Origin of the sequence: Colwellia sp. E2M01 (genome assembly GCF_018860585.1) — a bacterium.
Taxonomy (GTDB): Bacteria; Pseudomonadota; Gammaproteobacteria; order Enterobacterales; family Alteromonadaceae; genus Colwellia.
The window spans coordinates 32,878-46,663 of sequence record NZ_JAHKPR010000022.1; the positions used below are offsets into that span (position 1 = coordinate 32,878).

Here is a 13,786-nt window from a genome sequence, read left to right on the forward strand (position 1 = left end):
TAGCTCTGAGTTGGGAAGAGATTTAATCAAATTGGTATAACGGTCCTTTTTTAGGGCTTATTTTTTAGTCGCTGTTATCTACTCGCCATTTATCTCAACGTGTTCACCACACTCTCCGTACACAAACAGTCCGCAATTCCCCCCTTAAAAGCAATACAAACAACCACAAATAAATCCGTAATTAATGTAGGAATAATACGCTTATTTAGTGCTATAATCCTGTCCCTAGCCATTTGAGGCTGAACAAACACTCATTACCAACAAATTGACTTATAGGTTTTATATGACTCAAAATGAAATGAAAAAAGCAGCAGCCATTAAGGCATTAGAGTTCATTAAAGAAAATACAATAGTCGGTGTTGGTACTGGCTCAACCGTTAATTTTTTTATTGATGCTCTTGCCACCATAAAAGATAAAATAGTTGGTGCAGTATCAAGCTCGGAAGAATCAAGTAAGCGTTTAAAAGCACATGGCATAGAAGTGTTTGATTTAAACAGTGTCGATGTCTTAGATGTATACATTGATGGCGCTGATGAAATTACCGAGCATATGGCAATGATTAAAGGTGGCGGCGCAGCATTAACACGTGAAAAGATAGTTGCGGCTGTAGCTAAAAAGTTTATCTGTATCGCCGATGATAGCAAGCAAGTGAATGTGCTAGGTAAATTCCCGTTACCTATTGAAGTTATTCCAATGGCACGTAGTTATGTAGCTCGTGAACTAGTTAAGCTTGGTGGTGATCCTATGTATCGTCAAGGAGTCGTAACAGACAACGGTAATGTAATTATTGATGTTTACAACCTTGAGATTCTTGATCCAAAAACATTAGAAACCGACATAAATAATATTGTTGGTGTGGTTACTAATGGTTTATTTGCACTGCGCGGCGCTGACATTTTAGTGTTAGGCTGTGAAAATGAAATTCAAGTTATTCAATAAAGATAGGTTCCCTTTATTGAATAACTTAGGAATATTTATTCCAAACTTACTTAATAATTCTTTTAGTGCTAATGCACTATATGATATATTAAAAACCTATTTAGATATCTAGCCATCTAAACGTATAGTAACAACAGTTTTTTTACTCGTTTAATTTTGATAAGTGAAACCAATTTTATGACCATTTCTAGCAAAAACTCATTAGCAAAAGACAAAATTAAGATTTTATTACTTGAAGGCTTACACCCAAGTAGTTTAGATGAATTAAAGTCAAAAGGTTATTCAAATATTGAATCACTAAAAACATCTTTATCTGAAGAAGAATTAATTAAAAAAATTGCCGACGTTCACTTCATTGGTATTCGTTCACGTACTCAGTTAACTGATGAAGTATTGAGTCATGCGAAAAAATTAGTTGCTATAGGTTGTTTCTGTATTGGTACTAATCAGGTTGATTTAGCCGCAGCACAAAAACGTGGTATTCCGGTATTTAACGCACCGTTTTCAAATACACGTTCTGTGGCTGAGCTTGTTATTGGCGAAACATTATTATTATTACGCGGTATTCCAGAGAAAAGTGCAAAAGCACATCGTGGAGAATGGTTTAAATCAGCATTAGGCTCTGTAGAAGCGCGTGGTAAAGTACTAGGTATTGTTGGTTACGGTCATATTGGTATGCAACTTGGTATTTTAGCTGAAACGTTAGGTATGCGTGTACGCTTCTATGATGTAGAAACTAAACTTCCTTTAGGTAATGCAAGCCAAGCTTCTTCTTTAGATGCTTTACTTGGTGAAGCTGACGTAGTTAGCTTACATGTACCTGAAACAGTGCATACACAAGATATGATTAGTAAAGCACAATTTGATGCGATGAAAGATGGTGCAATCTTTATTAATGCTTCTCGTGGTACAGTGGTTGATATTCCTGCATTAGCGCAAGCATTAGAAAGCAAGAAAATTGCGGGTGCAGCTATTGATGTTTTCCCTACTGAGCCAAAAAGTAATGATGAAGAGTTTATCTCTGAATTACGCGGTTTTGATAACGTGATCTTAACGCCACACATTGGTGGTAGTACTAAAGAAGCACAGGCTAACATTGGTTTAGAAGTAGCAACTAAGCTTGCTAAATACTCAGACAATGGCTCAAGCTTATCGGCGGTTAACTTCCCTGAAGTATCGTTACCTGAACATGGTACACCTGGTCAATCAGGTACTAGCCGTTTATTACACATTCACCACAACCAACCGGGCGTGTTAACTAAAATTAACCAAGCTTTTGCTGAGCACGACATTAACGTTGCTGCGCAATACTTACAAACCGATGACAAAATTGGTTATGTAGTTATTGATATTAACTCACAAGATAGTGCGTTAGCATTGAAAGCCTTGAAACGTATTGAAGGTACTATTCGCGCTAGAATATTACATTAATCGATAAGTGTTAAATTTTTAAAAAAGCCCGTTTAACTTAATTAAGTTAAACGGGCTTTTTAATATCTAATACTTAATATCTAATGTCATTTCGTATAAATTATTATTTTCTGCATAACTGCGACAATTTACCACATTATATTTTTAATACTTCTCTTTATAATCTTTTTCAACTTACATAAAAAAGGAAGATAAGTTGAAAAATATATTAAAAACAAGCCTATTGGCAGGCTCTTGTCTAATAACCACAGCTATTCACGCACATGTTGGCGTAGCTTCTGGACCTCACTTTGTTAATAAAACGAGTGTTATTGAACTCAGCATTCCTCATGGCTGTACTGATGATGTTTCAGGCTCTGAAGATACAGTACGTATTGTTGCTAAAGTGCCATCAAGTATTACCTCAGTTCATGCCATTGACGCCGTATTTGGTCAAGCTACAGCGGCTGCAGTTGACGCCGACTATAACGAAATTACTTGGGTAAAAACAGCGGGTACTGAGCGAGATAGTGATACTCAATACTATACGGTAAGTTTTAGAGGTAAATTACCTGATGCAGCTTTTAGCACGGTATTTATTCCAGTAACACAATACTGTATCAATGATAACGATGTAGAGATTTCTGTAAGTTGGGATACAGAAGCTAGTGGACATGATCATAGCAGCAGCGCACAAGGTAACCCTGCGCCATCACTCATGGTAATGCCAGCACGATCTCCAGGTTGGAATCAATATACAACAGATTCAGATCAACACTTGCATGATATGAGTATATTTAATGATGCAGAAATTGTTTGGTGGAATGACGAAGCATATAGTAGTAACGTAGTTACTCAACAGTTGATTGAAGCTGAAGGAAAATCGTCGTTAAGTGAAATTCATGATAGCGCCACTTTCTGGGTTAAATATTAAGGAGCAATTATGAAATATTTTTTGCTTATTATCGCTGTATTTACCCTGGCTGCTTGTAATGAGAGTGATAACTCAGGCTCTAATGTATCAGAGCAACCTGACATAGCGTTAGAGGAAAAGGTAGAAACTGCTTTAGAAACAGCGGGATTAATACCTGAAAGTGAAACATTTACTTTGTCGGCACCTAATTCAGATAAATTACCAAAAGAGCTCTTTGTACCTCAGTTAAATTAAAAAGTATTTGATAGTAAAAAACAAAATGGCTGCTTCTTTATTGAAACAGCCATTTTTATTGGTACTTTATATTTGAAATGGATTATATTTGAAGTGAATTATATTTGATGAGCATTCTTAGCTTTTACATTGACGACAAAAGTACACGCTCATAGCTTCAAACTTCAAAGGTTTTAGCGATAAAATCCTGATAGTTTGCTATGGCATTTACATTACCTTTGTTGCGTTGACACACACTTTTTTGATACTGATAATTAAATACATCAAACCATAAATCTAATATCTTGGCATTATCACCTTCACCATGCATATCTAATACTCTGGCAGCTACCTCTGCAGTTGAAAACTGATGTTCAAGCGCCGTTTTTCTCACCGTATACCGTGAATCATCGCCAACGGGAGATAGGTGATTATTAACAGCTGATTGCGGCATTGCTAGTGCAACGTTTGCAGGCTCAGTAGCAATAGCGTCATTAATTTTTTGCATCACAGCTTTGGCATCAAATGACACCATAGGGAATTTATCTAAATAAGGACTTTTACGAAACATTTTTTTTGCTTCACGCCAGCTGCCATCAAGCATGATAAATAAAGGTCGCTTTCCTTCAGGGCAAACAACATTATTGCTAAAAACCTCACGTTCAGCATCTGCATATTCCTGTGGAAAAACCACTAACGGAAACCATTGCTCATCATTAAGTACCGCTAATAGATCAGGGTTTTCTACTGTTCTTGACCATAAAAAAGCATAAGTATCGGGAATTAAATCAGCAATAAGTTTGCCCGTATTACTAGGTTTTAATACTTCAGTGTCGTACATCAATAATAAGAAACCTGCACTTGTTTCAACCTTTTCATTGATTGGTGATATTGCACAAATACAATACTCTTTCGCTAATTGACACAGCGGACAACGAACAACACGCTGCCCTCTCGATTTATAGGTAGTGGTACTAATACTTTTACGATATTCGTGGAGTTTATGAACCGCGTGCATTTATTTACTCTTAATTTACAGGTTATTAGTTTGTTGCTTGAGCGCTAGGTAGAGAGTTGAATATTCGACTAATTACCTTGCGGAACAAGTTGCTTTCTCGTTTGTTCGACTGTTTTAGAAACAGCATCGGTTACCGATTTAGTAACATCTCGGCTCACATTTTTAGTTACCGTAAAAACATTAATGTTCGCTAGCGCGTTAATATTAGTTTTTAGCTTCCATTCTAAAACATCTATATTGATGATTTTAGGACAAAGCATATTTGATTCTTGTTCTATTTTCTCTGTTCTTGTAGCAATTTCTTGTTCGATATTATCGGTAAATTTCTTCACACGTGTATCAAACGTACCGCCTTGACCATTATCGAACATCATCTGCTGTCCTATCGCCATTAAAATACTGCCCATAGAGTTAACAACGGCATTTTGTACCGAGCTTTTAATACGTTGCTCAAAGTCTTTACCTAAAATATCTTCGCCCTCAATACCGTCAGTGCCAACAAAAATACCTTTCTCTATAGACAAGTTATTTTCGACTTGAGAGCGAATTAATACTAGCTCTGTGGTTAAGTCATTTACTAATTTATTTCCATTGCCTAATAAGCCGTTAAAACCTGCGTTAACGCCTTCGATGGCTGAATCTATACCGTCAATGGCAACCTTTTTAACTTGCGGTACTAACTGACGTATATCTTTATCATATTGGCTAACTATCGCTTGTTGTTCTGCCGTTAAGGTTATCGTTTTACCTGCAACCGATAACTTGGTGCCATTATCTATTTGATATAAAGTGTGTGCTTTTTCATTACTGGTGGCTTCTTGAGTAAATTCAGTTTTGTTTGAATCTATGTTAACGGCTGTGGATAATTCAACATCACACGATTGATTAGCAAAAACAGTTGACGACAAAGCAACCGATAAAGCTGTAGCTGCAATATGTTTAAAAAAATAAGTCATTATTCGATCCTTAGGAAATAAAGTCTGTTGTGGGAGGTAATATAACGGCACTAACCAAGATAAATAAAATATATGGTTATCTAAAACGTTTAAACATTGCTTTGCATTTCAATCAGCCGAGATTGACAGCGTTCAAATTCAAAAGCAAGTTGTTGTCCTTGATAAAGCTCAAATATATCGACCTCAGCGCTAACAACCAGTTTTATTTTTTGGTCGTAAAATTCATCTACCAAGGCTATAAATCGTCTTGCTTCATCATCAAGTTGCTGTAATTCGTCCATTGATGTTCCGCTACGTTGATAACTGTCTTCAACACCAGAAGAAACAGCTGATACTAATCGACCTGAGAATTTAGGTACGTTAGCAATAAATACGGTATTAAAAGCTTTAGCTAATGCCATGTAATCACGTTGACTACGCGGGCCTGAGCACAAGGCAAAAAAGTCGAAATAAATACACGACTCACTTTTGGCTAAATAACTTACCACTCGATTATTCAAGCTAATTTCACCCGCAGTAAGTTGCTCAATTTTAGCTAATTTTTTAAAACAATCATCGAGCTTATCATTCATTGATGTATTGAAAGGATCGAGTATAAAATAATTAGTATCGCCATTTTCTAAGGCAATATCCTTTAGCTTATTACGCCTGTGATCTATCTCGCCATCGATAGAAATTATCTTGCAATATTTATTAATCAAATCAATGGTTGGAATAAAACGCTCACGTTGTAAACCATTACGATATAGCGCTTCTGGTTTACAGTTAGAGGTGGCAACTAAGGTAACACCTTGCGCGAAAAGTGCCGAAAATAAGCCTGCCAACAACATCGCATCACCAATGTCAGTAACAAAAAACTCATCAAAACACAGTAAATCAATGTCTTTCGCCCAGCTTTTAGCTATTAACGTTAACGGCTCTGACTTTCCGGTTAGTAGGGCTAGTTGCTGATGAACACTTTCCATAAAGTGATGAAAGTGAATGCGCTTTTTTCTATCAATATTAAGGTGCTGATAAAAAAGATCCATCAGCATGGTTTTACCACGCCCTACTCGACCATGAAAATATAAACCTTGAATATTGTTTACACTTGTTAATGCTTTATTGTTGCGCGCTAATAACTGCTCTGACAGTATTATTAACGCGTCAATAGCATGTTGTTGCGCAGTATCAACATCAAGTTGCTTATTATCAATTAATGTTTGATAAGCTTGTTTCATAGCGACTTATTGCCGAGCCTAACGTTACAATTAATTTAAGTGACGTGCGTTAAACGTACGGCCTTTCATTTTACCTTTAGCTATTTTTTTCAATGCTAGGTTTAATGCTGATTTAGTAACAGCAACATAGGCTTTGTTATCAAGCACTAAAATCTTGCCAACTTCGGCGCCTTTGATGCCGTTGTCACCAGTAAGAGCACCTAAAATATCGCCAGGACGAACTTTCTGCTTTTTACCACCATCAATTTGAATGGTTGCCATTTTAGCTTGCGGACGTTGATAACTCAGTACTGAAGTTGATGGTAAATCATCTGGGGTAATAACCGCTTCTAAATAATCTTCAAGTAAACCGATTTTATAGCTTTCTTTATCACTATATAATGAATAAGCCAAACCTGTACTACCCGCACGACCTGTTCTACCAATTCTGTGTACGTGAACTTCGCTATCGCGAGCAATATGATAATTAACCACTAAGTCTAAGCTGTCTATATCTAAACCACGTGCCGCAACATCGGTAGCCACCAAAATAGAGGCACTTTTATTAGCAAAGCGTAATAAGGTTTGATCTCTATCGCGTTGCTCTAAATCACCGTGTAACGCTAAAACACTAAAGCCGTCAGAAGCGAGAGCATTCGCTACTTGTTGTGTTTCTTTTTTGGTATTACAAAAAATAACGGTTGATTCAACTTGGGTATCAAGTAATAAAAGTTGTAATGCATCAAGGCGTTCATCATCATTTGCCACTTTATAAAACTTTTGGCTAATAGTTGACTGGTTTTCACTTGAAGCAACTTTTACCATCACAGGATCTGTCATGATACTTTCACTGATCGTTTTAATTTGTTCAGGGAATGTTGCACTAAATAATAACGTTTGGCGATCTAATGGCGTACGACCAACAATGTTATCTAGTGCCGCTTGAAAACCCATTTCTAACATGCGATCTGCTTCATCAAGTACTAATAAGTCAACATTGTCTAACTCTAACGTACCTTTGATAACATGTTCTTCAAGTCGACCAGGTGTACCCACAATAATATGCGCACCATGTTCTAACGAGCCAATTTGTGGACCAAATGGTGTTCCACCACACAAGGTTAAAATTTTAATATTATGAATAGAGCGTGCTAGTCGTCGAAGCTCTTTAGCCACTTGATCTGCCAACTCACGAGTTGGACAAATAACTAAAGACTGGATACGAAAACGTTTTACTTCAAGCTTGTTCAATAATGCTAAACCAAAGGCGGCAGTTTTACCTGAGCCTGTTTTACCTTCGCCAATAACGTCTTTACCTTGTAGCATTTCAGGTAATGTTTGTGCTTGAATCGGGGTCATTTCATGATAACCAAGCGACGATAAATTTTTAACTAAATCCTGCTTTAAACCTAATGATGAAAAAGCTTTTGCTGAAGTAGTTGATTGAGTACTCAAAATAAACGCCTCGGGTATATTGCTTAGTCAACACTAAGCTAAAATGGAAACTCTCAAGAAAAATAGAAGAATACTTTCATGAGAAATATAATGAGCGCATAATACCAGTAATTATTGTACAACCCCAGTATATTCAAACCTATGACTGCAGATTCAAATCAATTTATGATTCAACCATTACTAGCACAGTGGCAAACCTTACATGATAGCTACGAAAATTATGAAAAATACGCTTTAATAATCAAGCTTGTGGCAATATTACTGAGCTTAACCGCTTATATTTTTTCGGTATCAAGCTTTGTTATATTACTTTTGTTAGTAACACTCTGGTTACAAGAAGGTATTTGGAAGACTTTTCAACAACGCACTGAAAATTCGATTACTGAAATAGAAAAAAAATTAGCATTGGTGGCTGCAACTAACATAGCCGATAGTAAGATAAAACCTGATATTAACCAAGCTAGTAATGACCAAGTAAACGAATTAAATATTAACAGCGCTCCTTATTTACTATATACACAATGGCAAGCTAATCGCTCTGGTGTTGTAGGACTTATTACTGAATATATTAATAACTCGTTAAAGCCAACGGTTATTTACCCATATTTGCCATTAATCGTTATGGTCTTAATTTTTTAGAGTAGAGATAAAATAATGAATAGAAAAAAGAAGATTAATAATATTTTGAAGAAGAAGCTGAAAAAATCTAATGCCAAACTTCACACCAGTAATAAACCTAAATATATTTCAAAAGCTGAACGCGCTAAGCTTGCTGAAGAAGAAAACGCAGAAACTAGTTAATAGTTTGTGCGTTTTTATCATATCCCCCTGCTACACATTACCTTCAAATACTATACCCGCTCCACTTGAAGATGCAGGATTCAGCTGGAATTAGAAACGCCTTTAGGCAAGGCATTGATTTTGAGAATGGTTGTTCATGCTCAAAATCAATAACGCGGCATAAAGCGTTTCTAAACCAGCCCTTGGGGAAGACTGAGCAAATCATACCCTGCGTTACATTTCTTTTTAAGGGAACAACCCTTGATAAAAAAAGGTGCCTTGGTTATGAATCGCTCAGGCTTCCTGAAACGAGCATCTTCAAGTGGAACGGGTATATATTAAATGTAATGATTAAGAAGCCGGAGAATCACCTTTAAACTTTTCACGCATACGTTGAATCAATAGATAAAAGTAAGGTACAAATAAAGTACCAAATAAGGTTGCTGCAATCATACCCGCCAATACAGTTACCCCTAACGAAACACGACTTCCCGCACCTGCTCCTGTGGCGAATACCAGTGGCAAAACACCTAAAATAAAGGAGAATGCTGTCATTAATACGGCGCGAAAACGCATTTTTGCCGCGTTAAGTGCTGAATTAATAATAGTCTCGCCGGCAGCTCTTTGCTCCATAGCAAACTCAACAATCAATATCGCTGTTTTAGTTGAAAGTCCAATTAAGAGGACTAAGCCCACTTGAGCATAAATATTATTGGCTAACCCTATCGTATATAAAGCTAACATAGCACCAAAGAGCGCTAAAGGTACCGCGGCAATTACCGAAAACGGAATAGACCAACTTTCATACTGTGCAACCAAAAAGAGATAAACAAAAACAATCGCTAAACCAAATAAAATTGGCGCTAAATTACCTGCTTCTAATTCTTGTTTTGACTGCCCTGACCATTCATAAATATAACCATTAGGTAAATTACTCGCTAATTCCTCCATTGCTTGGATAGTCTGGCCAGATGAATAGCCAGGTGTAGCTTGCCCTGTAATGCTAGCACTGCGATATAGGTTAAAGTGGTTAATAGTAGTAGCACCCAAAATAGGCTTCACTGTCGCTAAAGTCGTTAATGGCACCATCTCATTATCTTTATTTCGAACAAAGTAAAACCGCAAGTCTGTTGGATCGGCTCTATACTTACTTTCCGCTTGAATGGTTACCCGATAAGTACGCCCAAATTGACTAAAGTCATTAATATAAAGCGAACCTAATTGAGCCTGTAATGTTGAGAAGATATCTGACAAAGCAACCCCTTGAGATTTCGCTTTATTGCGATCGACTTCTAAAAAGTATTGCGGAACATTTGCTCTGAAAGTACTAAATACTCTTGATAATTCAGGCCTTTGGTTAGCATCATAGATTAGTCCGTTCATGACTTGTGCTAATTCAGCCGGCGCTCGCCCTTCGCTATCTTGTAGTTTAAAGTCAAAGCCTGAGCTATTGCCTAAACCAGGAATAGGCGGAGGATTAAATACCATAATTTGTGCGTCAGGCATGGCCCATAATTGCCCCATCAACCTGGGGATTAATTGCTTTAAGCCTAGTTCTGGTAATGTGCGCTCTTCCCAATCTTTAAGGATGATAATAGCTAATGCGTTATTTGAACCTGCTCCGCCAAGTAATGAATATCCTGCCACAGTAATTACATCATCCACTGCAGCATCGTTTAATATTAGGGGGGTTATTTTCTCTACTACTGCTTGTGTGCGGTTACTTGATGCGGCATCAGGTAATTGTATATCAACGAACAAGTAGCCTTGATCTTCTGCAGGTAAAAAACCGGTAGGAACTACAGAAGTCAACCAACCTGCACTAACAAAAATTAAACCAATAAAAATACCGACTCGAGCTAAGCGCTTAAGTAAAAAGCCGACGGTGTTACTGTATTTACCTGTAACGTTAATAATTAAGCGTTCAAAGGGTAGCAACCATTTAATAGGTTTCATTTTCTCAGCGCTTAACAATACCGTACATAATGCAGGACTTAACGTTAATGCATTTATCGAGGAGATAATAACCGCAAATGAAATAGTAACGGAGAATTGTTTATAAAGCTCTCCTGTTATACCCGGCATAAAGGCAACAGGAACAAATACAGCAAGTAATACTAGGGTTGTTGCAATGATAGGGCCTGATACCTGCTCCATTGCTTTAGTGACAGCTTCCTTTATAGGAAGTTTATCTTCTTTTAATATGCGTTCAACGTTCTCAATCACAATAATCGCGTCATCTACAACGATACCTATGGCAAGAACTAAACCAAATAAGGTAATGGTATTAATTGAATAACCCATCAATAACATAAAAGCAAAAGTACCAATAAGCGATACCGGGATTGCTAAGGTTGGAATAATGGTTGCGCGCCAGTTTTGTAAAAATAAGAATACAACCAAGATAACTAATACAATCGCTTGGAATAACGTCACCATTACTTCTTCTATTGAGCGACTGATAAATTCAGTAGTGTCGTAAGGAATGGCATACTCTAAGCCATCAGGAAATCGCTCTGCGAGTTTTTCCATTTCAGCTTTTACTAATGCAGCAACTTCTGTTGCGTTAGCATCAGGCAGTTGATAGATAACGACAAAGGCCGTTTCTTTACCATTTAGCCGGGCTTGGGTTGAATAGTCTTCTGCACCTAACTCTAATCTTGCAATATCTTTTAACCGAATAAAATTACCATTACGCTGCGCTCGAATAATGGTTTGCCCAAACTCATCAGGTGTTTGTAAACGCCCTTTTGCTTGAATAGAGTATTCAAATTGTTGATTTGGTAAAGTAGGACTAGCACCCAACTTACCTGCAGCAACAATCATATTTTGCTCTTGTAACGCTTGCTGCACTTCAGTAACAGTAATGCTTAACGAAGCCATACGCTCTGGGTTTAACCATGCCCTCATGCTGTAGGTCATTTCACCCATGATTTCAGCGGAAGCAACCCCTTTAATTCGCCCTAAAGGCTCAGTTAAATAGTTAGACGCGTAGTTACTTAAAAACAGTTGGTTTATTGATTCTTGCTTTGAATAAAGATTAATTCCTAGTAACATTGAACTTGATTTTTTCTTAACATCCACCCCTTGTCGAGTGACTTCAGAAGGAAGTGAACTCGTCGCTAAAGCGACTCGGTTTTGCACGTTAACTTGTGCTATATCGCCATCAGTACCCACTTTAAAATAAACGGTAATTATAGCGCTACCATTATTCGATGCTGAGGATTCTATATACATCATATCCTCAACGCCATTAACCTGCTCTTCAATCGGTCTGATCACTGATTCCTCAACAATTTGAGCGCTAGCTCCTGGATACACTGCTGAAATTTGAACTTGAGGAGGAGTAATTTCTGGATACATATTTACTGGTAATACGCTCATCGCGATTAAGCCAGCAAGGGAGATAACAATTGATATTACAAAAGCAAATTTAGGGCGATTGATAAAAGTTTTACTGATCATAATTGTCCCTGCTTACTTAACTGTTGAAGTAGTAGCGCTATTATCTGAGTTATTTACTTTAACTGAATCATTTACTTGGTTATCTACGTCAGAAATAGTGCCAACAAGGGGGTCAACATATTTCTCAATTGCTTTTACTTCAATACCTGAACGCACTTTTTGTAAGCCTTCAACAATGACATTTTCACCTACACTCACACCACTTTCAACAACCCACATTGCATTTATTCTTCTGCCAAGAACGACATGACGTTGGATGACTTTATTGTCTTCATCTACAATAAGAATAAACTTACCTTGTTGGTTTTCTTGTACTGCAGCTTGGGGGATTAATGCCATTTCTTGCTTATCTTTACTTTCCACCATTAAGGTTACAAATAAGCCAGGTAGAATAATGTTATTAGGATTTGGAAAAACAGTTCTAAGCTCTACCGTGCCCATACCTTCAGATATTTTTGTATTGGCAAAATCTAATTTACCCTGCTCAAGATACTCTGAATTATTAGGTAAACGTAATGAGATATCGAACTCTACAGCATCAGACTTATTTGAACCTTGATGTGCTTGTTGATAGGAGATAAAGACACTTTCTTCGACTTGAAAACTAACAAAAATAGGATCTGTTACTATAAGACTTGCTAAAGTATTACTAGCAGGGCCAACTATATTACCCACATTAAAATTAACTTTACCAATACGACCAGTAAAAGGTGCTGTAATTGTGGTATAGCTCAAGTTCAGCTTGGCATTTTCAAGTGCCGCTTCAGCCGCCTTTACAGCAGAGACCGCTTGTGATTCTTCAGTGGTTAAACGGTCAAAGTCTGATTGCGAAATATAACCATCATCTATAAGATCATTAGCTCGTTTTAAATTTTGCTTTGCTTGACTCTCTCCTGATAAGCGTGAACTTAAGTCTGCCTTTGCAGAAGATACAGCAGCTTTGTATGCAGCAGGGTCAATTTGAAATAAGGTTTGTCCTTTTTCAACATTACTGCCTTCTTTAAAATGTCTTTCAATTAATTCGCCTTCTACACGGGCTCGTAAGTCAGCTTCTTTAAAAGCTTGGGTACGAGCGACAAATTCACGATAACCGCCAACAGATTGTGACTTAATTTCATAAACAGAAACAGCTGGTACAGGTGGTTTAGCTGGCGTAGTTTCTTGTCCGCAAGCAACAAGACCGATACTCAAAGTTAGTATTACTAAACGTATCCATTGATTACTAGCTAAATAGCTGAAATTACTTTGCTTTAATATACGTTGCAGCATTAATTATTCCTTATAGAGCAATACTTTATAATATGGGTTATAGACTTATCAGCTAAATTATTACACAGGCTAACTACTTTTAATAATTAATTTATACCAAGTTGATTAAGTTCTTTCCCACTCAGCGAAAGTTAAAAGGCTTAGAGG

At 37.1% G+C, this 13,786-nt stretch carries 12 protein-coding genes; 6 read left to right on the top strand and 6 right to left on the bottom strand.

The genetic code is table 11. From position 1 onward, the window contains the following. The first annotated feature begins 283 nt into the window (after window positions 1-283). The 4 genes from rpiA to KO502_RS04315 all read left to right on the top strand — a co-directional run bounded on the left by rpiA (window position 284) and on the right by KO502_RS04315 (window position 3,518). The gene (rpiA, locus tag KO502_RS04300) at window positions 284-940 is read left to right on the top strand and encodes a ribose-5-phosphate isomerase RpiA (RefSeq protein WP_216021334.1); all 657 of its coding nucleotides are present in this window, start codon (window positions 284-286) and stop codon (window positions 938-940) included. Window positions 941-1,117: 177 nt separating this feature from the next. Next, window positions 1,118-2,371, top strand: coding sequence for a phosphoglycerate dehydrogenase (serA, locus tag KO502_RS04305; protein ID WP_216021335.1), 1,254 nt, complete (start codon window positions 1,118-1,120; stop codon window positions 2,369-2,371). A 196-nt stretch (window positions 2,372-2,567) separates the two neighbouring features. Then, window positions 2,568-3,284 (top strand): DUF1775 domain-containing protein, encoded by a 717-nt coding sequence (locus KO502_RS04310; RefSeq protein WP_216021336.1) that lies wholly within the window; start codon window positions 2,568-2,570, stop codon window positions 3,282-3,284. 9 nt (window positions 3,285-3,293) lie between these two features. Next, a complete protein-coding gene (locus KO502_RS04315; protein WP_216021337.1) occupies window positions 3,294-3,518 on the top strand; it encodes a hypothetical protein in 225 nt (74 codons plus the stop codon). Between the two features lie 157 nt (window positions 3,519-3,675). Here KO502_RS04315 and KO502_RS04320 read toward each other — a convergent pair whose 3' ends face one another. From KO502_RS04320 to dbpA, 4 genes are all read right to left on the bottom strand, one after another. Continuing rightward, window positions 3,676-4,515 (bottom strand): DTW domain-containing protein, encoded by an 840-nt coding sequence (locus KO502_RS04320; protein ID WP_216021338.1) that lies wholly within the window; start codon window positions 4,513-4,515, stop codon window positions 3,676-3,678. Window positions 4,516-4,583: 68 nt separating this feature from the next. Continuing rightward, window positions 4,584-5,471 (bottom strand): DUF2884 family protein, encoded by an 888-nt coding sequence (locus tag KO502_RS04325; RefSeq protein WP_216021339.1) that lies wholly within the window; start codon window positions 5,469-5,471, stop codon window positions 4,584-4,586. An 89-nt stretch (window positions 5,472-5,560) separates the two neighbouring features. Then, the gene (gene zapE / locus KO502_RS04330; RefSeq protein ID WP_216021340.1) at window positions 5,561-6,691 is read right to left on the bottom strand and encodes a cell division protein ZapE; all 1,131 of its coding nucleotides are present in this window, start codon (window positions 6,689-6,691) and stop codon (window positions 5,561-5,563) included. A gap of 30 nt (window positions 6,692-6,721) precedes the next feature. Then, window positions 6,722-8,125, bottom strand: a complete 1,404-nt coding sequence (gene dbpA, locus KO502_RS04335; RefSeq protein ID WP_216021341.1) for an ATP-dependent RNA helicase DbpA — start codon at window positions 8,123-8,125, stop codon at window positions 6,722-6,724. A 141-nt stretch (window positions 8,126-8,266) separates the two neighbouring features. Between dbpA and KO502_RS04340 the strand changes: the two genes are divergently transcribed. Then, window positions 8,267-8,764, top strand: a complete 498-nt coding sequence (locus tag KO502_RS04340) for a hypothetical protein (protein WP_216021342.1) — start codon at window positions 8,267-8,269, stop codon at window positions 8,762-8,764. Between the two features lie 15 nt (window positions 8,765-8,779). Continuing rightward, window positions 8,780-8,926 (top strand): DUF2986 domain-containing protein, encoded by a 147-nt coding sequence (locus KO502_RS04345; protein ID WP_216021343.1) that lies wholly within the window; start codon window positions 8,780-8,782, stop codon window positions 8,924-8,926. A gap of 330 nt (window positions 8,927-9,256) precedes the next feature. Here the strand turns inward: KO502_RS04345 and KO502_RS04350 are convergent, their stop codons facing one another. Beyond that, entirely contained in the window at window positions 9,257-12,370 is a 3,114-nt protein-coding gene (locus tag KO502_RS04350; RefSeq protein WP_216021344.1) for a multidrug efflux RND transporter permease subunit, read from the bottom strand. A gap of 12 nt (window positions 12,371-12,382) precedes the next feature. Further along, window positions 12,383-13,639, bottom strand: a complete 1,257-nt coding sequence (locus KO502_RS04355; RefSeq protein WP_216021345.1) for an efflux RND transporter periplasmic adaptor subunit — start codon at window positions 13,637-13,639, stop codon at window positions 12,383-12,385. Window positions 13,640-13,786: the final 147 nt, after the last annotated feature.

Bases quoted from the DNA above. Each gene is read 5' to 3' on its own strand.
- KO502_RS04340 (WP_216021342.1), top strand. From the start codon at position 8,267: ATGACTGCAGATTCAAATCAATTTATGATTCAACCATTACTAGCACAG.
- KO502_RS04355 (WP_216021345.1), bottom strand. From the start codon at position 13,639: ATGCTGCAACGTATATTAAAGCAAAGTAATTTCAGCTATTTAGCTAGT.
- rpiA (WP_216021334.1), top strand. From the start codon at position 284: ATGACTCAAAATGAAATGAAAAAAGCAGCAGCCATTAAGGCATTAGAG.
- KO502_RS04345 (WP_216021343.1), top strand. From the start codon at position 8,780: ATGAATAGAAAAAAGAAGATTAATAATATTTTGAAGAAGAAGCTGAAA.
- serA (WP_216021335.1), top strand. From the start codon at position 1,118: ATGACCATTTCTAGCAAAAACTCATTAGCAAAAGACAAAATTAAGATT.
- KO502_RS04350 (WP_216021344.1), bottom strand. From the start codon at position 12,370: ATGATCAGTAAAACTTTTATCAATCGCCCTAAATTTGCTTTTGTAATA.
- zapE (WP_216021340.1), bottom strand. From the start codon at position 6,691: ATGAAACAAGCTTATCAAACATTAATTGATAATAAGCAACTTGATGTT.
- KO502_RS04320 (WP_216021338.1), bottom strand. From the start codon at position 4,515: ATGCACGCGGTTCATAAACTCCACGAATATCGTAAAAGTATTAGTACC.
- KO502_RS04325 (WP_216021339.1), bottom strand. From the start codon at position 5,471: ATGACTTATTTTTTTAAACATATTGCAGCTACAGCTTTATCGGTTGCT.
- KO502_RS04315 (WP_216021337.1), top strand. From the start codon at position 3,294: ATGAAATATTTTTTGCTTATTATCGCTGTATTTACCCTGGCTGCTTGT.